This is a genomic window from Mesorhizobium sp. P3_A2 (genome assembly GCF_056403115.1).
Genome location: NZ_JBFUGC010000006.1, coordinates 35,999 through 56,402, shown reverse-complemented (window position 1 = coordinate 56,402; position 20,404 = coordinate 35,999). Strand labels below are relative to the sequence as shown.

Sequence of the window (20,404 nt, the reverse complement as noted above, 5' to 3'; positions counted from 1 at the left end):
ATGAAAACATTGCGCGGCCATGAACTGACGATCAAATCACCGCCATGCAAAGCTTGAAAATCCTGCTGCTCGGTGCCGCCGTCGGATGCGGGGCAGCCCTTCCCGCCGCGGCTTCCTCTTCGGACTGGTACAACAGCGAAGGCGGCAAGGTGCGGCTGGTGACATCAGGCAAGGCGGACGAGGCAGGCCGTATCCATGGCGTGCTCGATATTGCGCTGAAGCCCGGCTGGAAGACCTATTGGCGCGATCCGGGCGATGCCGGCGTGCCACCGCAGATCGATGTCTCGGCCAGCACCAACATCACCGATGCGGCGTTTTCCTTCCCACCGCCGCAGCGCCATGACGACGGCTACGGCAAATGGGCCGGCTACAACCATCCGGTTTCGCTGCCGGTGACATTCACCCTGTCATCGCCGAAGGATGCGGCCGTCATCGATGCCGACATCTTTCTCGGCATTTGCGAGACGATCTGCATTCCGGTGCAGACGCGGCTGAGCGTCGATCCCGCCGCCGATCCCGACAATGCCGAGGATGCGGCGCTGGTGAAGGCCGCCCTTGCCACCTTGCCGGCCCCTGCCAAGGCCGATTTCGGCATCAAGATCCTGCCCGGCGACCACGAGACGCTGGTCGTCGAGGCGACCTTTCCCGGCGATCCGGAGGCGGCGGATTTCTTCGTCGCCGGCGAACGCGACTACATGTTCGGGGCGCCGGCGCGCAGCGAAAAGGACGGGCGGCTGGTGTTTACCATACCGATCCTCGACCGGCCGTCGACGACCCCGACCGATGGCGGGTTGTATTACACCCTGACAAGTGGGGAAGGCGCGGTCGAGGGCGTTCTGCCGTTCCCCTGATACAAGTCCCGATCCAGGCTTTCCCTTGATCCAGGGCCTTGTTGGCGGTTGCGGGAAATGCCTGATTTCGCTATCGCAAGAAACCTCCCCTGCTTTTGACACGAGGACCATCATGACCATTGCCGTTGGCGACAAACTGCCCGATGCGACCTTCAAGGAAATGACCGCCGACGGCGCCAAGGTGATCACCTCGGCCGAGATTTTTGCGGGCAAGAAGGTGGTGCTGTTCGGCGTTCCCGGCGCGTTTACGCCGACCTGCAGCAACAACCATCTGCCGGGCTATCTCGAGAACCACGACGCCATCCTGGCGCGCGGCGTCGACACCATCGCCGTCGTCTCGGTCAACGACGTCCATGTCATGGGCGCCTGGGCCAATTTCACCGGTGGTGAAGGCAAGATCCTCTATCTCGCCGACGGCAATGGCGACTTCGCCAAGTCGGTCGGCCTCGATTTCATAAGCAACGATATGGGGCTGCGCTCGAGACGCTTTTCGATGATCGTCGACAATGGCAAGGTCACCGCGCTCAATGTCGAGACCAAGCCAGGTGTCGACACCTCCGGTGCGGCTCACATTCTGAGCCAGCTCTAAACCGCGGCGGCAGCGCGGGCGACGATCGCCCCTCTGCTCGCGATGCCTGCTTCCGGGGGACCTCGACGATGTTTGACATCATCTGGCGCAGTGTTGCGATCGGCATCGGTGCGACGGTGCTGATGGATCTGTGGGCGCTGTTCCTGCATCTGGCGTTCGGCCAGCCGCGGCCGAACTGGGGGCCGCCCGGCCGCTGGGTTTGGCACCTCAGGGACGGCAAGGTCTTCCACGACGATATAGCCCATGCCGCGCCCTATGCGCATGAGACTGCGCTGGGCTGGGCCTTCCACTATTTCACCGGCATCGTCTACGGCTTCACCCTGGTGGCGCTGGCGGGCAAGGCGTGGCTGGACGCGCCGACCTTCCTGCCGGCCTTCATTCTCGGCATGGTCACCATCGGCGCCGGCTGGTTCCTGCTGGCGCCCGGCCTGGGCGCCGGCTGGGCTGCCTCAAAGCGCCCCAACCCGATGCAGATCCGCGCCTTCAACGTGATTTCGCACACGGTGTTCGCGCTCGGCCTCTACGGCACGGCCCTGCTGATCCGCTAACCCTATTGCCTGTCACGATGGTGCCCGTGATCGGCCACCCCGTCATTCAAGACGCCGCTCGCGCTTTACATTTTGATGCTGGGCGTCCGAGGCACGGATTCAATCAAGTCTTCCAGCCATTTCCTTGTCGCTTCGTCTGGTCCCATCGCCAAATATGTCTCAAGCAAGTTCACAGTCAGCTCGCCACTCAAGCCATGGAATAGTTCAAGGGAGCTTTTCGGGGTTTCACCCTTCATAAGTTCGTGTGCCCATTCTTGACCCGCCTCGTCCTCGAACGAGTTCGGATCGAAGGTGATGCTATTCATCGTCCAAGCGAACGGCGCCGCCGGTAAGGTAATCCAGTGGCTGCAGATAACAAACTGAAACCGACTGGAGCAAAATGTGTCAATAGCCTCTTGACCTGATCCTGTTCCGAAGACCGTCTCTGGGTGTCCGACGAAAAGTCCGAAAACAAGTACGTTTTTTATCGGGTCAAAATCACCCAGTATGATGGAATCCCTCCCATCATCGTCGATATCATAAACCGGTGCGTTTAGATCAGACGACCGATGGGTAAATAAATGCGCAAATCCGTTCTGGCGTTTAACGGCATCAGTTAGTGCAACGCCCGTGCTTATGAATCCATTTGCTAGTTCAACGGTTTTTTTCAACGTAGTGTACGTTTGGCTATTAATAGAAGGATGTACTGAATACCTGTCTTGGACAACCAATACGTGATTTGGGGGTATACCAACCTGCGTTCCTGATTTGATTCGGATGTAGACGTCGCCTTGAGCTTTCTCCTCAATAAGTAACAGGCTGCGCAATCGCCCGTTGGTTCGCACATTCAGGCGCTTTCGGAGAAGGGTCATGAGGCGCGGGCTCTTGCGGAGGCTGAATGGGCTTTGCGTGAACACTAGCCGCTACCGCAAGTTTCACAAGACCGCCTGATCAAGAGCAGACTTATCTCGACCCCCCCCCGCGACATGGGCAGGGGGTTGCTTTTCTGGGACGCGTTATTCGATGCTACATCGGTTAAGTGGCGCTAGATCCGCTGACTTATGACTGCCGCCACTCGATAATCTTGGTTACAGAAGAGCGCAATGCTTCGTGCTCTTCATGATTATGTGCCGGTATATAAGGACCCCATACCCGAACTAAATCGATCCAACGCCCATCTATAATTGGCGCATTATCAAAAATCTCAAGCCTACGATCATAAAAGCGACTATCTTTGTTGATCACAGATTTCCATGCCGACAATGAGACGGTTAGGGGGCCTGCCGCAATCTCTGGCGACGAACTTACCACAACCATCGCCAGCCGGCCGGCAGACTTGAGATAATTGGGTAGGTCGATGTCTATCTGGGCTTGAAACGAAGCGTCATCAAACCACGGCTGTGGAATCTTGACGAACACCGCGCCAGGCTGGTCTGGAGGAAGATTTCTGCTTCTGGCGTCTTCCACTGAATTAAGCAGCGATTTCACGCTTACCGCTGTCTTTTCAACCTTGCACTTAGTTTCCCCACAAACGTGGAAACCGTCTAGATCAATGTCGAGGTCATAGTCATTGCCACGATTACCTGTCGGCGTACGAAAGGCAAATCGGATCCCTCGCCGCTTCATCAGAGCACCAGCTTCTAATTCGCTGAAGCCTGCCTCAACACCTGTTCCAACCATTGTCTCTAAAACAGACCAGAAGTGCGGGGCGTCCTGCAGATTGATGAGCATTTCAGCAAGCTGCAAAATCCTCAGCTTATGGGTCTCCCTTCTATCTACTGTCGACCAATCATTTCGGAGAAAGTCGCCCTTTTCACCGCGCGTTCCCATGACCCACCTTTCGGCCCACTCAATGCCGAAGAAATGGATGATAACCAACATTGCAGCGAGATAGTATTGGCCGGAGGCATCCCCTTCAGGCAATTGAAGCTTGGTTGGGAACGTCTCAATTTCCGAAAGAGGAAACGGATTCCGCGTTAGCATCTGGTTGTTCCAAGGGTTAGGACTCAGTTTCACCGATTGTAGTCAATACCATCCTATTGTCCTTCTTCCGCCAGATCGCAGCGCGCAAGACGACCAAAAATTGCGCATCGTCGCGGGGGTTGCGTTTAGGTCGACCGGGATCAACGTCCTGTCCGTGCTCGACTACCTAGTGCTGGAGAACTGGACCAGCCAGGACGCGATCGGCCGCGGTCGCGTCGTCGTGCCGGCTGACCGCAACACCATCACGCCCATGCGTGGCTGATCGGCCAATTGCATGGCCCGCGCCTCCAGCCGGTCGTAATAGCGGTCGGCTGCTCGAAGGCTTTCGCCGCCTATTGTCAGATAGATGTCAATCAGGTCAGCTCTGGCCGCTGGCGACCAGCGGCCATTCGACGAGGCTTTCACCAGCCGCTGCCGAGCTTCCTTTCTCAGCGCGTCAAAGTCTACAGGCTCCGGCTTCCCGCTTGCCTTGCCGTCATCCCATAGCTGACGCAGCCGGCGCACGTCCTCTTGTCGAAGCTCGCGCTTGGTGAGCCAATCACGCATCGCCTCGCGCACGATCTCACTCGTGGTGGCGTATTCACCCGCTTCCACTGCCTCGCGCATGGTCGCCGCCTGTTGCGGAGTCACGGCCACGCTTATCTTTTCCACGTTTGCCATAGGATCTTACTCTTGCTCTAAGGTAGTAAATAATACTCCTTTTGCTCCTTACAATCCGATTGCTGCACTGCGGACTGCCGCTTCTGGCCCTATCAGCGGCCGTCGATCGGTCGCCATCCGTGGAGAATTCTGTGCGCGCCGATCTCATAGGCGAAATAGTTGCCGCCGCCGGCCGGCTGATCCGCCTCGCGGCTGATCTCGCGATTGCTGAGTGAAAGCAGCAGCAGCGTTCCGACGCCACCATGACCGACGAAAGCAATGTCGCCGCCAACGGCGGCGTCGAGTACAGCCTCGACCTCGCTCACAATGCGCTGCTGGGCATCGATGGCGCGCTCCCAGCCGCGAATGCTTTTGTGCGGACTGGCGAAGAACCGGTCGGCGACTGCCTCAAACTCCGGCGGTGGCAGAAAGCCGGTTGCCGAGCGGTCGTTCTCGTGCATGCCTTCGCGCACCTCGACCGTGAGGCCAAGCTGCCCGGCCAGTATCTCAGCGGTTTCTATCGCCTTGCGCTCCGCCGACGAGACGACACGCCGAATCGAGCCGACCCATGGCTGCTCAAGCATGGCCAACGCCCTCGCCCGTCCGATCTCGGACAGTCCCCATTCCGGCACGGGAACGTTGGCATCGATCTGAACCTGGGGATGGGTGATGTAGTATGCAATCGGCACGGGTGAGGTTTCCTGCCGGGAAGCCTGAATTCAATAGCTCTGGGTCGAGCGCCGCGCTCTCGGGGTTGCCGGCTGCTTGGCCGGCGCGGCCGGCTTCAGCGCGGCTGCAGGCTTCGGTGCCACAGGTCTGGCCGAGCCCTTCTTGAACGGCGCCATGCCTTCCCTTGCGAGTTCGTCGGCGCGTTCGTTCTCGGTGTGGCCGGCATGGCCCTTGACCCAGTTCCAGGTCACCTTGTGACGCCGGTTGGCCTCGTCCAGCGCCTGCCAGAGCTCACCGTTCTTGACCGGCTTCTTGTCGGCGGTCTTCCAGCCGTTCTTTTTCCAGCCATGGATCCACTTCGAGATGCCGTCCATGACATATTTGCTGTCGGTGTGAAGCTCGACGGCGCACGGCTCCTTCAGCGCATTCAGCGCCGAAATGGCGGCCAGCAGTTCCATGCGGTTGTTGGTGGTCTCAGCCTCGCCGCCCGACAATTCCTTGGTCTTGCCGTTGAAGCGCAGGATGGCGCCCCAGCCGCCGGGACCGGGATTGCCCGAGCAGGCGCCGTCGGTGAAGATTTCAATCTGCTTGGTCATGTCAGTCCATATTCCGAAGGAGACCTGATCGCGCGGTGGAAGCGCATGCGGCGGATATATTCGGTCGGATCGCGCTTCATGACCAGCCCGCCATCGGGAACGGTCAGCCAGTCATAGAGCCGGGTCAGCATGAAGCGCAGCGCCGAGCCGCGCGCCAGCATCGGCAGCGCCGCCTTCTCACCATCGCTCAAGGGCCGCACGCTCTGATAGCCGGCCAGCAGCGCCGTGCCCTTGGTCAGATTGAAGGAGAAATCCTTCTCGAAACACCAGGCGTTGAGGCAGGTGGCGACGTCATAGGCGTAGAGGTCGTTGCAGGCGAAATAGAAGTCGATCAGGCCCGACAGTTTTTCCCCGAGGAAGAAGACATTGTCGGGGAACAGGTCGGCATGGATGATGCCCGCCGGCAGGCCCTGCGGCCAATGGCGTTCGAAATCGGTGAAATCGGCGTCGACCTCGGCAGCCAGTCCCGGCTCGACCTCGTCGGCGCGCTCGCGCGAGGCATTCCAGAGCTTGCGCCAGCCGTCGATGGCCAGCGCGTTGTCGCGGGTCATCGCAAAATCCTGGCCGGCGAGATGCAGGGCGGCCAACGCCTTGCCGACTTCGGCGCAATGCGCCGCTGTCGGCCGCCGCAGCGACAGGCCTTCGAGGAAGGTGATGATGACCGCCGGGCGGCCGGCCAGCGTGCCGATGACGGTGCCGTCGTGCGCGGTTACCGGCAGCGGGCAGGAAATGCCTTTACGAGCGAGATGGCCCATCAGGCCGAGGAAGAACGGCAGGTCGGCCTTGTCGACGCGCTTTTCGTAAAGCGTCAGGATGTAAGAACCGCTCGATGTGTGCAGCAGAAAGTTGGAATTCTCGGTGCCTTCGGCAATGCCCTTGTAGGACAGCAATTCGCCGACCGGATAAGCCTTGAGGAACGCGCCGAGTTCGCCCTCGTTGACATCGGTGTAGACCGCCATGGGCTGTTCACGCGGCTCCGTTGACGAAGGCCATATCGGCCCGCGTCAGTTCGACATCGCGCAGAACCCGCATGACTGGAAAATCCTCCGTTTCGGTCGCGGTGATCGCCAGATCAATGGTCACCTCGAAGCGCTGGCGGAAAGCGTCGATGATCTCGTCGACGATGATCTCCGGCGCCGACGCGCCGGCCGACAGGCCGAGCGTCGAGATGTCAGCGATGTCATTCCATGGAATTTCGGCAGCGCGCTGTACGAGAAGCGACATGGTGGCGCCGGCGCGCTCCGCCACTTCGACAAGGCGGCGCGAATTGGAAGAATTCGGCGCACCGACAATCAGATAGAGATCGGCGCCGGCGGCGGTGTCCTTGACCGCTTCCTGGCGATTGGTGGTGGCGTAGCAGATCGATTCGGCGGCCGGCGCATGCAATTGCGGGAAGCGCTCCTGCAGCGCCCGGATGATGCCGGCGGTGTCTTCGACCGACAGCGTCGTCTGGGTGACGAAGCCGAGCGCCTCAGGGTTGGCCGGCGCAAAGGTTGCGGCGTCGGCCTCGGTCTCGATCAGCGTCACGGCGCCTTCAGCCAGCTGGCCCATCGTGCCGATCACCTCGGGATGGCCGGCATGGCCGATCAGAAGCACATGGCGGCCGAGCCGCTGGTGGCGCATCGCCTGCTTGTGCACCTTCGACACCAGCGGACAGGTGGCGTCGAGATAGAAGAGTTCGCGCGCCTGGGCGTCGGCCGGCACCGATTTCGGCACGCCATGGGCCGAAAACACCACAGGCGACTTGCGATGCTCGGGCGGGATCTCCGACAGTTCCTCGATGAACACGGCGCCGAGGCTTTGCAGGCCTTCGACGACATAGCGGTTGTGCACGATCTCATGGCGGACATAGACCGGCGCGCCGTATTTCTTCAACGCCAGCACGACGATCTGGATGGCGCGGTCGACGCCGGCGCAAAAGCCGCGCGGCTGGCAGAGCCGGATCGTCAGAGGAGGCTTGGTCTTGGTGTGAAGCATGAATCCGGGCCGGTTGTTCAGAGGCGAAATGAGGTGTGCACCCCCACCCTGTCAAGGGCGGCCGGCATCATTCGGCTTTTGCCGGACGGCGCAGCCTGATGATCAGGACCACGGCAAGGGCGGCTGCAAGGCCATACCAGGTGAAGGCATATTGCAGATGCGAGTTCGGCAGGTCGATGATGGTGACGCCGCCGACCGGCAGCCCACCGGGGTTCGGCGTCTTGTCGGCGTCGATGAAGATCGGCACCAGCACGGCACCGGCGGGCAGGCCGGCGCTTGCCGCCATGGCATCGCGGTCCTTCCAGTAGAAGATGTTCTTGGCCACGTCATTGTCGGGCAGCATCATCGATGGCTTGGCCGGCAGCGGATTGCGCGCCAGCCCCGTGACCGTCACCTTGCCCGTCACTTGCCCTTGCGGGCGTTTGGCAGCGTCCTTTAGGTCATAGGGCACGAAGCCGCGGTTGATCAGCACGAAGCGGCCATCGTCGAGCGCCAGCGGCGTGTAGACATTGAAGCCGGCGTCACCGTCCCAGGTGGCGTAGAAATGCCGCTCGCCCGAATGCAGGAATGTGCCGCTGACGGTAACCGGCGTGTAGTCGACATCGCCGGTGGCGGCGAATTCCTTCTCGACGTCCGCCAACGGCCGCGGTGCCGAATGTGTGCGCTGGTCGATGGTCGCCAGCAGGCCTTCCTTCCAGTGCAGGCGCTGCACCTGCCAGGTGCCTAGCCCCAGCAGGATGACGAACAGCACCAGGCCGAGACCGAGCAGCAATGCCGTCTTCGGCCGCGAACGGCCGGTGGTTTTGGCCAACGCCTCGCTCATTGCTCGTGGTCCAGCCGGCCTTCGGCAGCCTTGTTGGCATATTGCAGCGTCAGCAGCACGCCCTTGATCAGCCTCAGCGCCGTCAGGCACAACGCCACCGCCAGCGGTATCCAGATGATGAAATGCAGCCAGAGCGGCGGGCTCAGCGTCACCTCCACCCACAGCGCCAGCCCGACGATGATGAAGCCGATGATCAGGATGACGAACACCGCCGGGCCATCGCCGGCATCGGCATAGGAATAGTCGAGGCCGCAATTCATGCAGCGCTTGCCGACGGTCAGGAAGCCGGAGAACAGCCGCCCTTCGCCGCAACGCGGACAGCGGCCGTGCAGGCCGGCCGAAATCGGTTCGATGGGTGGCCAGATCGCCTTGTCTTCACTCATGTTCTACGGCTCGATTTCGATCGGCGTTCCATCCGGCACCATAGCCCAGATTTCATCCATGTCGGAGTCGGTAACCCCAATGCAGCCGTCGGTCCAGTCGACCAATTGAAGCAGCCAGCCCAGCCAGCCGAAGCCGTAGGCCATGATGGGCGCTGAAAAGAAGAAAGGCGGCCGCATTGCCGCGGCCGCCTTTCTGATTCCTTGGGATTGATTCCCCGATGAAAGCCGTCAGTGGCCTTCGATCAGCGCGCCGGCCGATCCCCAGACATAGATCGCGCTGAACAGGAACAGCCAGACCACGTCGACGAAGTGCCAGTACCAGGCAGCCGCCTCGAAGCCGAAATGCTGCTTGGGCGTGAAGTCGCCCTTCATGGCGCGGATCAGGCAGACCAGCAGGAAGATGGTGCCGATGATGACATGGAAGCCGTGGAAGCCGGTCGCCATGAAGAAGGTGGCGCCATAGATGGAATCCTTGAAGCCGAACGGAGCGTGTATGTACTCATAGGCCTGCACCATGGTGAACAACATACCGAGGCCGACGGTCAGCACCAGGCCGTTGATCAGGCCTTTGCGGTCGCCATGGATCAGCGAGTGGTGCGCCCAGGTCACCGTCGTGCCCGACAAAAGCAGGATGATGGTGTTGTAAAGCGGCAGATGGAAGGGATCGAGGACCTCGAGACCCTTCGGCGGCCAGACGCCGCCGGTAAAGGCGGTGCGGGCATATTGCTGCACCTCGCCCGGAAACAGGCTGGCATCGAAATAGGCCCAGAACCAGGCGACGAAGAACATCACTTCCGAAGCGATGAACATGATCATGCCGTAGCGCAGATGCAGCGACACGACACGCGTGTGATGCCCTTCATGCGCTTCCTTGATCGTGTCCGACCACCAGGCGAACATGGTGTAAAGGACGATGACCAGGCCGATGAAGAACAGCCACGGATTGGCGATGTTGTGGCCGAAGACCGGGAAATCGCCGTTCTTGAGATACTGCATCAGGGCAACGCCGCCGACGGCGGTGACCAGCGCCCCGATGGAACCCAGGAAAGGCCACGGGCTCGGGTTGACGAGATGGTAGTCGTGTTGTGGTTTTGCGTGCGCGTCTGCCATATCAACCCCCGAGATTTGCTTCGGTATCTGAAACTTTGGTGGTGCTGTCCGGCGCCGATGAAGCGACCGGTTTGTTCTTTTCGACCGGGAACATGGTGTAGGACAGGGTGATCGTCTTCAAGTCCTTCAGTTCCGGCACGTTGACGATGTCTGGATCCACATAGAACACGACCGGCATGTCCAGCGTCTCGCCGGGCTTCAGCGTCGTGTCGGTGAAGCAGAAACACTCTACCTTGTTGAAGTAAGGGCCTGCCAGTTCCGGCTGGACGTTGAAGGTGGCGCGGCCGGTGACGGCGCGGTCGAATTTGTTGGTGGCGCTGTAATGCGCCTGCGTGGTCTCGCCGATCTTGATGGTGACCGAGCGGGCGACCGGCTGGAACTGCCAGGGAATGCCATTGGTGTTGGCGTCGAAGCGCACGGTGATGTCGCGGTCGAGGATGCGGCCGGCATATTGCTTTTCGGCGCGCTGCGTGGTGCCGCCATAGCCGGTGGCCTGGCAGAACATCTTGTAGAGCGGCACCGCGGCGTAGGCCATGCCGATCATGCCGCCGAAGAAGGCGACGCAGACGGCGGCGACAACGCGGTTGGTGTTTTTCTTCCCGGGGTCGGTCATGGTCTGGCGGGTCATCGTCGGCCTCACATCGATCCGGTATGGCCGAATTTGACGATAGTGATGACGTAGAAGACGACAACCAGCGCCGCCAGCGCCAGGCCTATTGCCGCCGAACGGTTGCGCCGCGCCTTTTGCTGGCGCTCGGTCAGCGTGACCAGTTCAAGCTTCTTGTCGATCATGGTCATGCTCCACCGATGGCCAGAGCGCGACCGACGACGCAGTCGGCCAGATAGATGGCGAAGATCGCGAACAGGTAGAGCAGCGAATAGGCAAACAGCGCCTTGGCCGGCTTCATGACGCGGTCGTCGTCGGTCATGCGGAGCACTTTCCAGGCATACCAGACAAAGCCGGCGCCGAGCGCCAGCGAAGCGATGCCGTAGCCGGCGGTGGTGAAACCGAGCACCCAGGGCAGCACGCCGACCGGTGCAAGGATCAATGCGTAGGCTAAGATCTGGCGGCGGGTCGAGGCGTGGCCGGCGACATTGGGCATCATCGGAATGCCGGCCTTGGCGTAGTCGTCGGACTTGAACAACGCCAGCGCCCAGAAATGCGGCGGCGTCCACAGGAAGATAATCAGGAACAGGACGAGGCTTTCGAAGCTGACCGTTCCGGTCACTGCCGCCCAGCCGATCACCGGCGGAATGGCGCCGGCGGCACCGCCAATGACGATGTTCTGCGGCGTCGAGCGCTTCAGCCACATCGTGTAGACGACGGCGTAGAAGAAGATGGTGAAGGCGAGCAGCGCCGCCGACAGCCAGTTGACCAGCACGCCCAGCGTCATCACCGACAGCGCCGACAGCACAAGGCCGAAACTCAGGGCTTCACCGGGCAGGATGCGGCCGGACGGAACCGGGCGGCCGGCGGTCCGGCTCATCACGGCATCGATGTCGGCGTCGTACCACATGTTGAGCGCGCCCGAGGCGCCGGCGCCGATGGCGATCGCCAGGATTGCGACCATCGCGATCAGCGGGTTTACGGTCACGGGCGCCGCCACCATGCCGACAAAGGCGGTGAACACCACCAGCGACATGACGCGCGGCTTCAGAAGGGCGAAAAAATCGCCCGCCGTGGCTTCCGAAATTCGAAAGCCCGCTTCGTCAATCAATGGGTCGTTGACCAGGGCCATGCGTAGTTGAGTCCAATCATTCCGTTGGCCGAAACCGCCGGCGGGCCGGCGGTTTCGTATTCGGGCTGCCTTATTTGATCTTCGGCAGCTGTTCCCACTGGTGGAACGGCGGCGGCGAAGGCAGCTGCCATTCGAGCGTCGTTGCACCCTCGCCCCATGGATTGGCGCCGGCCACCCGCTTCTTCTGGAAGGCTTCGAAGACGCCATAAAGGAAGATCACCACGCCGACGGCCGAGATATAGGAGCCGTAGGACGACACCATGTTCCAGCCGGCAAACGCGTCGGGATAGTCGATGGTGCGGCGCGGCATGCCGGCGAGGCCGAGGAAATGCTGCGGGAAGAAGATCAGGTTGACGCCGACGAAGGTGACCCAGAAGTGGGTATTGGCGATCACCGGCGAGTACATGTAGCCGGTCATCTTCGGGAACCAGTAGTACCAGCCGGCGAAGATGGCGAACACCGCGCCCAGCGACAGCACGTAGTGGAAGTGGGCGATGACGAAATAGGTGTCATGCAGCGAGCGGTCGAGGCCGGCATTGGCGAGCTGAACGCCGGTGACGCCGCCGACCGTGAACAGGAAGATGAAGCCGAGCGCCCACAGCATCGGCGTCTTGAACGAGATCGACCCGCCCCACATCGTCGCGATCCAGGAGAAGATCTTCACGCCTGTCGGCACCGCGATGACCATGGTGGCGAAGACGAAGTAGCGCTGCGTGTCGAGCGACAGGCCGGTCGTGTACATGTGGTGCGCCCAGACGATGAAGCCGACGGCGCCGATCGCAACCATGGCGTAGGCCATGCCGAGATAGCCGAACACCGGCTTCTTCGAGAAGGTGGAGACGATGTGGCTGATGATGCCGAAGCCCGGCAGGATCAGGATGTACACCTCGGGGTGACCGAAGAACCAGAACAGGTGCTGGAACAGCAGCGGATCGCCGCCGCCATCCGGGGTGAAGAAGGTGGTGCCGAAATTGCGGTCGGTGAGCAGCATGGTGATGCCGCCGGCGAGCACCGGAAGCGACAACAGCAGCAGGAAGGCGGTGACCAGCACCGACCAGGCAAATAGCGGCATCTTGTGCAGCGTCATGCCCGGCGCGCGCATGTTGAAGATGGTGGTGATGAAGTTGATGGCGCCGAGGATCGACGAGGCGCCGGCAATGTGGATCGACAGGATCGCCAGATCCATGGCCGGTCCGGGCTGGCCGGAGGTCGACAGCGGCGGATAGAGTGTCCAGCCGCCGCCAACGCCGTAGGCGCCGGGCGCGCTCGGCATGAAAGCCGAAGCGATGAGCAGGATGAAGGCCGGCGGCAGCAGCCAGAATGAGATGTTGTTCATGCGCGGGAAGGCCATGTCCGGCGCGCCGATCATGATCGGCACCATCCAGTTGGCGAAGCCGCCGATCAGCGCCGGCATGACCATGAAGAAGATCATGATCAGCGCGTGCGCGGTGCCGAAGGCGTTGTACATGCTCTTGCCGCCGTCGATGGCGGCGTCGCCGTTCATGCCGTAGACCATCTGCGCCAGACCGGTGAAGATCTGGATGCCGGGCTCCTGCAGCTCCATGCGGATGACGACCGAAAGCGCGCCGCCGACGATGCCCGCGAAGATCGCGAAGATCAGATAGAGCGTGCCGATGTCCTTGTGGTTGGTGGAGTACACCCACCGGACCCAGCCATGATAGGGCTTGTGGTCGTGATCGTCGTGAGCTGCAGCTTCTGCCATGGTCGGCTCCGTTCCCTAATTCTTGCTAACCCGCGGCATCAATTGCCGGCGGCCGCTACCTTGTTGGTACCGTCGACCTCGGCCATCAGCGCCTTGTTGGCGCCGGGAAGGTCGGTCTTGGCTGCTGCCAGCCAGGTCTTGTACTGCGCGTCTGAGACGACGCGGATGGCGATCGGCATGAAGGCGTGATCCTTGCCGCAGAGCTGCGAGCACTGGCCGTAATAGAGGCCTTCCTTCTCCGCCTTGAACCAGGTCTCGTTGGTGCGGCCGGGAACCGCGTCCATCTTGATGCCGAAGGCCGGCATGGCGAAGGAGTGGATGACGTCGGTTGCGGTGATCAGGACACGGGTCATGGTGTTGACCGGCACGACCAGCTCGTTGTCGACCGCCAGGAGACGCGGATAGACCTTGCGGTCTTCCTTGCCGATCGCGGCGCGGTCGGCATCCTGAAGGATGGCCGAGTTGAAGGAGAGCGGGTTCTCGGTCTGGTACTCATAGTCCCAGTTCCACTGATTGCCGGTCGCCTTGACGGTCAGCTTGGCCTCTTCCGGCGGCGTGTATTGCGCGGTCAGCAGCTGGAACGAGGGGATGGCGATGAACAGCAGGACGACGACCGGGCCGACGGTCCAGATCACCTCGATCAGCGTGTTGTGGCTGGTCTTGGACGGAACCGGATTGACGCTGGCGCGGAACCTGAAGATGCACCAGGCAAGCAAAGCCAGAACCAGGACGGTGATCGGGACGACGAACCACATCGTGTAGTTCCCGAACCACTCGATCTGCCGCATCATGTCGGTCGCCGGCGGCTGAAAGCTCATCTCCCATGGCTGCGGCTGGGCCGCATGAGCGGAGGCGCCGGCGAAAAATGCGGCTGCAGCGCCTGCTGTTGCCATCAATTTGGCGCTTGCTGGGAATTTTCTCATCGCCCTCATCATCTCCCGGTTCCTCGCGATCGCGCGCAAGAATATCGAACAATGCCGGGATGGGAATCCCGGACAGTCCCAAGGCTGGTTCAAACCATACTCTATTTCCCTCCGCAAGAAAGGAGCGGGCAAAACCGTGCGGCATTTTTGCGCGCAACCGCGACCGTGCCGTTTCAGCGGCCTTTTGCCCGGCGCGGATCGTCGACAGATGCGCGATACGGGCTTGTGGCCGGAATGCGCCCGACGGTCGCAATTCGGGCGAATTTGCTAGGGAAAAGCGCATTATTGCGCTTGCCGGGGCTGACCGGCGGTCGCCCTATCCTTTACTTGGCCTTGGCGCGGCTTAAAGTGCCGTGATTCGCTAATGGAGCCGTCATGACCTCTTGGCTTTCGAGAAACTCCTGGCTTTCGAGAAGCGGGGCGAAGGTCATCGTTCTCGCCGCCCTGATCGGTATCGGCTCGTCCGCAACCGGCACTGCCAATGCAGCGCAGCCGAGCGGTACGGTCAAGTCGACGCATGGCGCATGGTCGATCATCTGCGACACGCCGGCCGGCGCCACCTCGGAACAGTGCGTGATGATGCAAAACGTCGTCGCCGAGGATCGCCCGGAAATGGGACTTTCGGTCGTGGTGCTGCGCACCGCCGACAACAAGGCCGAGATCCTGCGCGTGCTGGCGCCGCTCGGCGTGCTGCTGCCCAATGGGCTCGGCCTCAATGTCGACGGCAAGGATATCGGCCGCGCCTATTTCGTGCGCTGCTTCCAGGATGGCTGCTATGCCGAGGTCATTCTTGAAAAGCCGCTGCTCGACACGCTGAAGACCGGCACGTCTGCCACCTTCATCGTCTTCCAGACACCGGAAGAAGGCATCGGCATCCCCGTCGACCTCAAAGGCTTCGCCGACGGTTTTGCCGCCCTGCCCTGAGCTTGATGCTTGCGAAAAGGCAGGTCCCGAAGCAGAGTTCCCACGGGTTTGATTTTTGGCTGGGGGGTCATCATGCGCGCTTTTTCTCTGCTTCTGTCGACCGGTCTGATCCTGACCAGCGCAATTTCCGTAGCCTTTGCCGAGGATATCGAAATCATCACGGCGCCCGACCCGGCGGTCATTCTCGAGATTGCGAAGGGCTATGGCTCGGCCAAGATGGACAAGGACGACGGCGGCGATCCGATGATCTCCGGGCGGCTCCAGGGCATGAAATATGTCGTCTACTTCTATGGCTGCGAAAACCACCACGAGAAGTGCAAGTCCATCCAGTTCTCGTCGGGCTATACGGATGCCTTCACGGTCGACCAGGCCAATGAATGGAACAAGAAATTCCGCTGGGTGAAGTCCTTTTCCGGTGACGGGTCGAACTTCAAGATGGATGTCATGTTCAAAGGCGGAGTTACCCGCTCCTATCTCGAGGAGCAGTTCTCGAACTGGGATTCCATGACGAGCGACATCAAAGAATTCGTGAACGGGAAATAGGGCCGCGCGCTCCACGGTCGGCCGCGGATCTTCATTGCGGATTGTGCAGGCGCGTCTTCGCGCCTACATCGTGGCAACACCATTCCTCCTGTGAACGGACCTGCCATGAACAGCCTGATCGGCCAATTCGACATTTCCGACGATCGTATCAAGCGGATCGTCGCCGACACCCTTAACGGCGCCGATGACGGTGAGCTGTTCCTCGAATACAGCGAGAGCGAAGCGCTGATGTTCGACAATGGCAGACTGAAGACCGCCAATTTCAACACCGACCAGGGTTTTGGCCTGCGCGCGGTGGCCGGCGTGGCGAGCGGCTACGCCCATTCCAGCGATCTTTCGGAGGCGTCACTGCTGCGCGCGGCGGACGCGGTGTCGACCGTCAAGGGCGGCTATTCCGGCACGCTTGCCGCGGCACCCGCCCGCACCAACCGCCATCTCTACGGCGACGAGAACCCGATCCCCTCGCCTTCCTTCGAGGTCAAGGCCAAGCTGTTGCAGGAGATCGACGCCTGGCTTCGGGCCGAGGATCCGCGCGTGCGGCAGGTGACGGCTTCGCTCGCCGCGTCCTGGCAGCATGTCGAGATCGTGCGCGCCGATGGCCAGATGGTGCGCGACATCCGCCCGCTAGTCCGCATCAACGTCTCCGTCGTCGTCGGCGATGGCGACCGCCAGGAGAGCGGCTCCTACGGCATGGGCGGGCGCAAGGCGTTCGGCGAATTCCTCGTCGAGGACAGCTGGAAGCATGCGGCACGAGAGGCGCTCAGGCAGGCGCTGGTCAATCTCGAAGCCATCCCGGCGCCGGCCGGCACGTTCGACATCGTGCTGTCCAGTGGCTGGCCGGGCGTCATGCTGCACGAAGCCGTCGGCCACGGGTTGGAAGGCGATTTCAACCGCAAGAAGACCTCGGCCTTCGCCGGCCTGCTCGGCCAGCAGGTGGCGGCCAAGGGCGTCACCGTGGTCGATGACGGCACCATGCCCGAGCGGCGTGGCTCGCTAACCGTCGATGACGAAGGCACGCCGTCGGCCCGCAACGTGCTGATCGAGGACGGCAGACTGGTCGGCTACATGCAGGACCGCCAGAACGCCCGGCTGATGGGCATGAAGGCGACCGGCAATGGCCGGCGCGAAGGTTATGCGCACCAGCCCATGCCGCGCATGACCAACACCTACATGACGGCGGGCGACATGGAGCCGGACGAGATCATCGCCTCGGTCAAGAACGGCATCTATGCCGTCTCCTTCGGCGGCGGCCAGGTCGACATAACCTCAGGCAAATTCGTGTTCGGCTGCACCGAAGCCTACATGATCGAGAACGGCAAGGTGACGCAGCCGATCAAGGGCGCCATGCTGATCGGCAACGGGCCAGACGCCATGCACCGCGTGTCGATGATCGGCAACGACATGAAGCTCGACAACGGTATCGGCATGTGCGGCAAGGCCGGACAGGGCGTGCCGGTCGGCGTCGGCCAGCCGCATCTCAGGATGAACCAGATGACGGTGGGCGGCACCAGGGTTTGAGCGTATTCCGGTAACACGCTTCAAATCTCAGCCGGCACCTTGAAGTGAACACAATTCCATTAGGAAATTAGTAACTGTTTAACTGCCTGGGCTGCCTTTCCCGCAGACCAGCCTTCTCGTTGCGGTGTTGGTGATGGCAATGCGGCCCGGCGTCCTGGCTCTCCTCCTTGGCTTCGTTTCGTTGACTGGCGCGACAGCGCTGCAAGCCGGTTCGGCGGCAGCACAGTCGATATGGTTCAAGGCGCGGTCGACCCAATCCGCCGCCGCTGTCGGCGGAAGCACCAGCGTCCCCTACGGCTGGGTCGATTTCTGCCATCGCCGGCCAAAAGAGTGCAAGGTGCCCGCTCTGCCGGCCGCCGATGTCAAGCTGACCCCGCAGAAGCTGAGCATCCTCAAGCGGGTCAATCAGAAGGCGAACAGGTCCATCAAGCCCGTCAGCAATTTCGATCACTGGGGCACGATGGAAGACCACTGGGACTATCCTGTGGACGGCAAGGGCGATTGCAAGATCTACGCGCTCTACAAGCGCAAGCTTCTTCTGCAAGCGGGATTCCCCCGGCAGGCGCTGCTGATGACGGTGGTGCGCGACCTCAACAATGAAGGCCACACCATCCTGACGGTGAAGACCGACAAGGGCGATCTTGTCCTCGACAATCTGGTCGATGAGATCAGGCCCTGGAACGCGACGGGCTATTACTTCCTGAAACGCCAGTCGCAGCAGAACCCAAATACATGGGTATCGATCAACCAACGCGGCGGCACGCCGAAACGGATGTCGCCAAGCTAGGCCCCTTGTTTTTCGCAATTCTGGACGGAAAACCGCTTCACACTTTTCCTGGAATTGCTCTACCGCCGTCTCTTTGGCTTCTCCAGCAGCGCCACCGCCTCGACATGCGGCGACCAGAGGAACTGGTCGATCGGCGTGACGCTTTTCAGCACGTAGCCGCCATCCATGAGGATGCGTAAATCCCGGGCCAGCGTCACCGGGTTGCAGGAGACGGCGGCGACGAACGGCACGTCGGAGCGGGCGATCTGCTTCGACTGGTCTTCGGCGCCGGCGCGCGGCGGGTCGAAGACGACACCATCGAAGGCGTTCAGTTCCTTGAACGTCAGCGGGCGCCGAAACAGGTCGCGGCGTTCGCCGGTTACCCGCTTCAGGCCCGTGGCGAAGCGTGAGCCGCGGTCGAGCGCCGACAGAGCCGCCGCATCGCCTTCGACCGCATGCACCTCGGATTTCGCCGCCAGCCGAAGCGCAAAGCTGCCGCAGCCGGCGAACAGATCAGCGACTTTCCTGGCGCGTTTCAGATGTCCGCCAACGATATCGGCCATCGCCTGTTCGGCGGCTTCGGTTGCCTGCAGGAAGGCGCCGGGCGGTACGGCGACAGCGACTGTGCCGAACATGACCACCGGTTTTTTCGGCTCGATGACGATCTCGTCGTCGATCGAAAGCCGGGCAAAACCGTTGGCCATGACGAAGTTGGAGGCGACCCGGCGCTGGTTCTCGCCCAGCTTGCCTGACTCATAGACCGCGACGTCGAGGCCCGAACCCGTCACCGTGACCACCATGCGGAACGACTTGGTGGTGGCGCAAACCAGGTCGGCGACCGATCGCAAGCGATCGAGTGCTGCGACGATCTCCGGCAGCGAGATGGGGCATTCCTCGATCGGGATGATTTCCGGCGACAGATGGCGATGGAAGCCAAGCAGCATGCCGGTGTCGGCGCGCCGGGCAGCAAGCACGACGCGGCGGCGTGTGTGGGGTGCACACGGCATCAATGCGCCGATGTCGCCAGCAATGCCTTTCAAGGCGTGCACGACCTTGTCGCGTTTCCATTGCTGGTAAGCGTCGGCTTGCAGATGCTGGACGGCGCAGCCGCCGCATTCGGTGAAGTGCCGGCAGGCCGGGTCGATGCGCAACGGCGAGGCTTCCAGCACCGCCATCAGCGTGGCGCGATCCCTTTCGCGCGCCGCGGTGACGGCTTCGCCGGGCAGCGTGAAAGGAATGAACAGCTCCCCGGTTTCCGTCTCGGCGACGCCATCGCCTTGCGAGCCCAATCTCTTGATGGTGAAGCGCGTGCTCATCGGTCCTTGATCCCACCGAGCAGGAATTCGCGGTTGCCGTCCCCACCTTCGATCGGCGACATGTGCAGACCCAATGTCCGCCAGCCAGGGACGCCTTCGAGCCATTCCTGCAGCAGACCGGCAACGCGGGCGGCGTCATAGGGGTCTTTCAGCAGGCCACCCTTGCCGATCGCCTCGCGGCCGGCCTCGAATTGCGGCTTGACCAGAAACACGGCACGCGCTCCCGGCCTGGCGATGGCGAGCGCCGGCGGCATCGCCAGTTTCAGCGAAATGAAGCTGACATCGGAAACGATGAAATCTGGAATGCGGCCGCCGAGATCAGCGGCGGTGAGCTCGCGGGCGTTCAAGCCCTCGATCACGGTGACGCGCGGGTCGGACGAGACATCGCGATGCATCTGGCCGTGGCCGACATCGATCGCCGTGACATGGGCCGCACCGCGTTCGAGCAGCACCTGGGTGAAGCCGCCGGTCGAGGCGCCGATGTCGAGCGCTTCGCTGCCGGCCGGATCGAGACTGAAATGGTCGAGCCCGGCAATCAGCTTCAGCGCCGCGCGCGAGACATAGCCCTGTGCGGGATCGTCGATGTCGATGAGGCATTGCGGCAGGACGGTCTGGCCGGGCTTGCGGGCGACCACGCCGTCGACCGAGACAGTTCCACGCTCGACCGCGTCACGGGCGCGCGAGCGGCTTGCAAACAGGCCGCGCTGGACGAGCAATTCGTCGAGCCGCTGGCGTGTGTTGGCTGGCAGAGGGGAGTTCATTGGCCTTCATGGCGAAAGCCGGTCGCGAAGGCAAGGACATTGGA

The 20,404-nt window shown here is 61.8% G+C and carries 24 protein-coding genes and 2 pseudogenes; 7 read left to right on the top strand and 19 right to left on the bottom strand.

What is annotated here, in order from left to right:
* Window positions 1–44 precede the first annotated feature (44 nt).
* The 3 genes from AC1DXM_RS15325 (at window position 45) to AC1DXM_RS15315 (ending at window position 1,988) form a co-directional block, all read left to right on the top strand.
* Window positions 45–851, top strand: coding sequence for a protein-disulfide reductase DsbD domain-containing protein (locus AC1DXM_RS15325; protein WP_477233838.1), 807 nt, complete (start codon window positions 45–47; stop codon window positions 849–851).
* 112 nt (window positions 852–963) lie between these two features.
* A complete protein-coding gene (locus AC1DXM_RS15320) occupies window positions 964–1,440 on the top strand; it encodes a redoxin family protein (protein WP_477233836.1) in 477 nt (158 codons plus the stop codon).
* Between the two features lie 68 nt (window positions 1,441–1,508).
* Complete coding sequence (locus AC1DXM_RS15315) at window positions 1,509–1,988, top strand: DUF2938 domain-containing protein (protein ID WP_477233834.1); 480 nt, start codon at window positions 1,509–1,511, stop codon at window positions 1,986–1,988.
* Between the two features lie 65 nt (window positions 1,989–2,053).
* Here the strand turns inward: AC1DXM_RS15315 and AC1DXM_RS15310 are convergent, their stop codons facing one another.
* The 17 genes and pseudogenes from AC1DXM_RS15310 to coxB all read right to left on the bottom strand — a co-directional run bounded on the left by AC1DXM_RS15310 (window position 2,054) and on the right by coxB (window position 14,532).
* Window positions 2,054–2,839, bottom strand: coding sequence for a hypothetical protein (locus AC1DXM_RS15310; protein WP_477233832.1), 786 nt, complete (start codon window positions 2,837–2,839; stop codon window positions 2,054–2,056).
* A 187-nt stretch (window positions 2,840–3,026) separates the two neighbouring features.
* A complete protein-coding gene (locus AC1DXM_RS15305; RefSeq protein ID WP_477233830.1) occupies window positions 3,027–3,950 on the bottom strand; it encodes a hypothetical protein in 924 nt (307 codons plus the stop codon).
* A 162-nt stretch (window positions 3,951–4,112) separates the two neighbouring features.
* A complete protein-coding gene (locus AC1DXM_RS15300; RefSeq protein WP_477234363.1) occupies window positions 4,113–4,355 on the bottom strand; it encodes a type II toxin-antitoxin system RelE/ParE family toxin in 243 nt (80 codons plus the stop codon).
* Window positions 4,332–4,610, bottom strand: a pseudogene (locus AC1DXM_RS15295) (ribbon-helix-helix domain-containing protein); the annotation flags it as partial. The pseudogene AC1DXM_RS15295 and the gene AC1DXM_RS15300, both read right to left, overlap by 24 nt.
* Before the next feature lie 92 nt (window positions 4,611–4,702).
* A complete protein-coding gene (locus AC1DXM_RS15290) occupies window positions 4,703–5,278 on the bottom strand; it encodes a histidine phosphatase family protein (protein ID WP_477233828.1) in 576 nt (191 codons plus the stop codon).
* A 30-nt stretch (window positions 5,279–5,308) separates the two neighbouring features.
* Window positions 5,309–5,854 (bottom strand): ribonuclease HI, encoded by a 546-nt coding sequence (gene rnhA, locus AC1DXM_RS15285; RefSeq protein WP_477233826.1) that lies wholly within the window; start codon window positions 5,852–5,854, stop codon window positions 5,309–5,311.
* Complete coding sequence (locus tag AC1DXM_RS15280) at window positions 5,851–6,813, bottom strand: homoserine kinase (RefSeq protein WP_477233824.1); 963 nt, start codon at window positions 6,811–6,813, stop codon at window positions 5,851–5,853. Before AC1DXM_RS15280 ends, rnhA begins: the two co-directional genes overlap by 4 nt.
* Window positions 6,814–6,820: 7 nt before the next feature.
* Window positions 6,821–7,831, bottom strand: coding sequence for a 4-hydroxy-3-methylbut-2-enyl diphosphate reductase (gene ispH / locus AC1DXM_RS15275; protein WP_477233822.1), 1,011 nt, complete (start codon window positions 7,829–7,831; stop codon window positions 6,821–6,823).
* Between the two features lie 67 nt (window positions 7,832–7,898).
* Complete coding sequence (locus AC1DXM_RS15270) at window positions 7,899–8,654, bottom strand: SURF1 family protein (protein WP_477233820.1); 756 nt, start codon at window positions 8,652–8,654, stop codon at window positions 7,899–7,901.
* Window positions 8,651–9,037: a DUF983 domain-containing protein gene (locus AC1DXM_RS15265; protein WP_477233818.1), complete on the bottom strand. Its 387-nt coding sequence runs from the start codon at window positions 9,035–9,037 to the stop codon at window positions 8,651–8,653. The genes AC1DXM_RS15270 and AC1DXM_RS15265 overlap by 4 nt, the downstream gene beginning before the upstream one ends.
* Window positions 9,038–9,040: 3 nt before the next feature.
* A pseudogene (locus AC1DXM_RS15260) lies at window positions 9,041–9,172 on the bottom strand (L,D-transpeptidase family protein); the annotation flags it as partial.
* Between the two features lie 93 nt (window positions 9,173–9,265).
* Window positions 9,266–10,147 (bottom strand): cytochrome c oxidase subunit 3, encoded by an 882-nt coding sequence (locus AC1DXM_RS15255; RefSeq protein WP_142866750.1) that lies wholly within the window; start codon window positions 10,145–10,147, stop codon window positions 9,266–9,268.
* Between the two features lies 1 nt (window position 10,148).
* Window positions 10,149–10,775: a cytochrome c oxidase assembly protein gene (locus AC1DXM_RS15250; RefSeq protein WP_142866751.1), complete on the bottom strand. Its 627-nt coding sequence runs from the start codon at window positions 10,773–10,775 to the stop codon at window positions 10,149–10,151.
* An 8-nt stretch (window positions 10,776–10,783) separates the two neighbouring features.
* Window positions 10,784–10,939 carry a hypothetical protein gene (locus AC1DXM_RS15245; RefSeq protein ID WP_162712272.1) on the bottom strand — a complete coding sequence of 52 codons (156 nt, stop codon included), beginning with the start codon at window positions 10,937–10,939 and terminating at the stop codon, window positions 10,784–10,786.
* 2 nt (window positions 10,940–10,941) lie between these two features.
* Window positions 10,942–11,886, bottom strand: coding sequence for a heme o synthase (locus AC1DXM_RS15240; RefSeq protein ID WP_477233816.1), 945 nt, complete (start codon window positions 11,884–11,886; stop codon window positions 10,942–10,944).
* Between the two features lie 70 nt (window positions 11,887–11,956).
* A complete protein-coding gene (gene ctaD, locus AC1DXM_RS15235; protein ID WP_352584617.1) occupies window positions 11,957–13,609 on the bottom strand; it encodes a cytochrome c oxidase subunit I in 1,653 nt (550 codons plus the stop codon).
* Window positions 13,610–13,647: 38 nt separating this feature from the next.
* The gene (gene coxB, locus AC1DXM_RS15230) at window positions 13,648–14,532 is read right to left on the bottom strand and encodes a cytochrome c oxidase subunit II (RefSeq protein WP_477233813.1); all 885 of its coding nucleotides are present in this window, start codon (window positions 14,530–14,532) and stop codon (window positions 13,648–13,650) included.
* Window positions 14,533–14,907: 375 nt separating this feature from the next.
* Here coxB and AC1DXM_RS15225 point away from each other — a divergent pair, with 375 nt between their 5' ends.
* The 4 genes from AC1DXM_RS15225 (at window position 14,908) to AC1DXM_RS15210 (ending at window position 18,304) form a co-directional block, all read left to right on the top strand.
* Entirely contained in the window at window positions 14,908–15,456 is a 549-nt protein-coding gene (locus AC1DXM_RS15225; RefSeq protein ID WP_112563882.1) for an invasion associated locus B family protein, read from the top strand.
* A gap of 72 nt (window positions 15,457–15,528) precedes the next feature.
* Window positions 15,529–15,999 (top strand): YbjN domain-containing protein, encoded by a 471-nt coding sequence (locus tag AC1DXM_RS15220; RefSeq protein ID WP_477233811.1) that lies wholly within the window; start codon window positions 15,529–15,531, stop codon window positions 15,997–15,999.
* Between the two features lie 105 nt (window positions 16,000–16,104).
* Window positions 16,105–17,517, top strand: a complete 1,413-nt coding sequence (tldD, locus tag AC1DXM_RS15215; protein WP_477233809.1) for a metalloprotease TldD — start codon at window positions 16,105–16,107, stop codon at window positions 17,515–17,517.
* 133 nt (window positions 17,518–17,650) lie between these two features.
* On the top strand, window positions 17,651–18,304 hold the full coding sequence (locus tag AC1DXM_RS15210) for a transglutaminase-like cysteine peptidase (RefSeq protein ID WP_477233807.1): 654 nt from the start codon (window positions 17,651–17,653) through the stop codon (window positions 18,302–18,304).
* A 59-nt stretch (window positions 18,305–18,363) separates the two neighbouring features.
* Here AC1DXM_RS15210 and AC1DXM_RS15205 read toward each other — a convergent pair whose 3' ends face one another.
* Window positions 18,364–19,599 carry a class I SAM-dependent RNA methyltransferase gene (locus AC1DXM_RS15205; protein WP_477233805.1) on the bottom strand — a complete coding sequence of 412 codons (1,236 nt, stop codon included), beginning with the start codon at window positions 19,597–19,599 and terminating at the stop codon, window positions 18,364–18,366.
* Window positions 19,596–20,360 (bottom strand): TlyA family RNA methyltransferase, encoded by a 765-nt coding sequence (locus tag AC1DXM_RS15200; RefSeq protein WP_477233803.1) that lies wholly within the window; start codon window positions 20,358–20,360, stop codon window positions 19,596–19,598. Before AC1DXM_RS15200 ends, AC1DXM_RS15205 begins: the two co-directional genes overlap by 4 nt.
* Window positions 20,361–20,404: the final 44 nt, after the last annotated feature.

Excerpts from the sequence above, each read along its gene's own strand:
- AC1DXM_RS15325 (WP_477233838.1), top strand. The coding sequence starts at position 45 with ATGCAAAGCTTGAAAATCCTGCTGCTCGGTGCCGCCGTCGGATGCGGG.
- AC1DXM_RS15320 (WP_477233836.1), top strand. The coding sequence starts at position 964 with ATGACCATTGCCGTTGGCGACAAACTGCCCGATGCGACCTTCAAGGAA.
- AC1DXM_RS15315 (WP_477233834.1), top strand. The coding sequence starts at position 1,509 with ATGTTTGACATCATCTGGCGCAGTGTTGCGATCGGCATCGGTGCGACG.
- AC1DXM_RS15310 (WP_477233832.1), bottom strand. The coding sequence starts at position 2,839 with ATGACCCTTCTCCGAAAGCGCCTGAATGTGCGAACCAACGGGCGATTG.
- AC1DXM_RS15305 (WP_477233830.1), bottom strand. The coding sequence starts at position 3,950 with ATGCTAACGCGGAATCCGTTTCCTCTTTCGGAAATTGAGACGTTCCCA.
- rnhA (WP_477233826.1), bottom strand. The coding sequence starts at position 5,854 with ATGACCAAGCAGATTGAAATCTTCACCGACGGCGCCTGCTCGGGCAAT.
- AC1DXM_RS15280 (WP_477233824.1), bottom strand. The coding sequence starts at position 6,813 with ATGGCGGTCTACACCGATGTCAACGAGGGCGAACTCGGCGCGTTCCTC.
- ispH (WP_477233822.1), bottom strand. The coding sequence starts at position 7,831 with ATGCTTCACACCAAGACCAAGCCTCCTCTGACGATCCGGCTCTGCCAG.
- AC1DXM_RS15270 (WP_477233820.1), bottom strand. The coding sequence starts at position 8,654 with ATGAGCGAGGCGTTGGCCAAAACCACCGGCCGTTCGCGGCCGAAGACG.
- AC1DXM_RS15265 (WP_477233818.1), bottom strand. The coding sequence starts at position 9,037 with ATGAGTGAAGACAAGGCGATCTGGCCACCCATCGAACCGATTTCGGCC.
- AC1DXM_RS15255 (WP_142866750.1), bottom strand. The coding sequence starts at position 10,147 with ATGGCAGACGCGCACGCAAAACCACAACACGACTACCATCTCGTCAAC.
- AC1DXM_RS15250 (WP_142866751.1), bottom strand. The coding sequence starts at position 10,775 with ATGACCCGCCAGACCATGACCGACCCCGGGAAGAAAAACACCAACCGC.
- AC1DXM_RS15245 (WP_162712272.1), bottom strand. The coding sequence starts at position 10,939 with ATGATCGACAAGAAGCTTGAACTGGTCACGCTGACCGAGCGCCAGCAA.
- AC1DXM_RS15240 (WP_477233816.1), bottom strand. The coding sequence starts at position 11,886 with ATGGCCCTGGTCAACGACCCATTGATTGACGAAGCGGGCTTTCGAATT.
- ctaD (WP_352584617.1), bottom strand. The coding sequence starts at position 13,609 with ATGGCAGAAGCTGCAGCTCACGACGATCACGACCACAAGCCCTATCAT.
- coxB (WP_477233813.1), bottom strand. The coding sequence starts at position 14,532 with ATGAGAAAATTCCCAGCAAGCGCCAAATTGATGGCAACAGCAGGCGCT.
- AC1DXM_RS15225 (WP_112563882.1), top strand. The coding sequence starts at position 14,908 with ATGACCTCTTGGCTTTCGAGAAACTCCTGGCTTTCGAGAAGCGGGGCG.
- AC1DXM_RS15220 (WP_477233811.1), top strand. The coding sequence starts at position 15,529 with ATGCGCGCTTTTTCTCTGCTTCTGTCGACCGGTCTGATCCTGACCAGC.
- tldD (WP_477233809.1), top strand. The coding sequence starts at position 16,105 with ATGAACAGCCTGATCGGCCAATTCGACATTTCCGACGATCGTATCAAG.
- AC1DXM_RS15210 (WP_477233807.1), top strand. The coding sequence starts at position 17,651 with ATGGCAATGCGGCCCGGCGTCCTGGCTCTCCTCCTTGGCTTCGTTTCG.
- AC1DXM_RS15205 (WP_477233805.1), bottom strand. The coding sequence starts at position 19,599 with ATGAGCACGCGCTTCACCATCAAGAGATTGGGCTCGCAAGGCGATGGC.
- AC1DXM_RS15200 (WP_477233803.1), bottom strand. The coding sequence starts at position 20,360 with ATGAACTCCCCTCTGCCAGCCAACACACGCCAGCGGCTCGACGAATTG.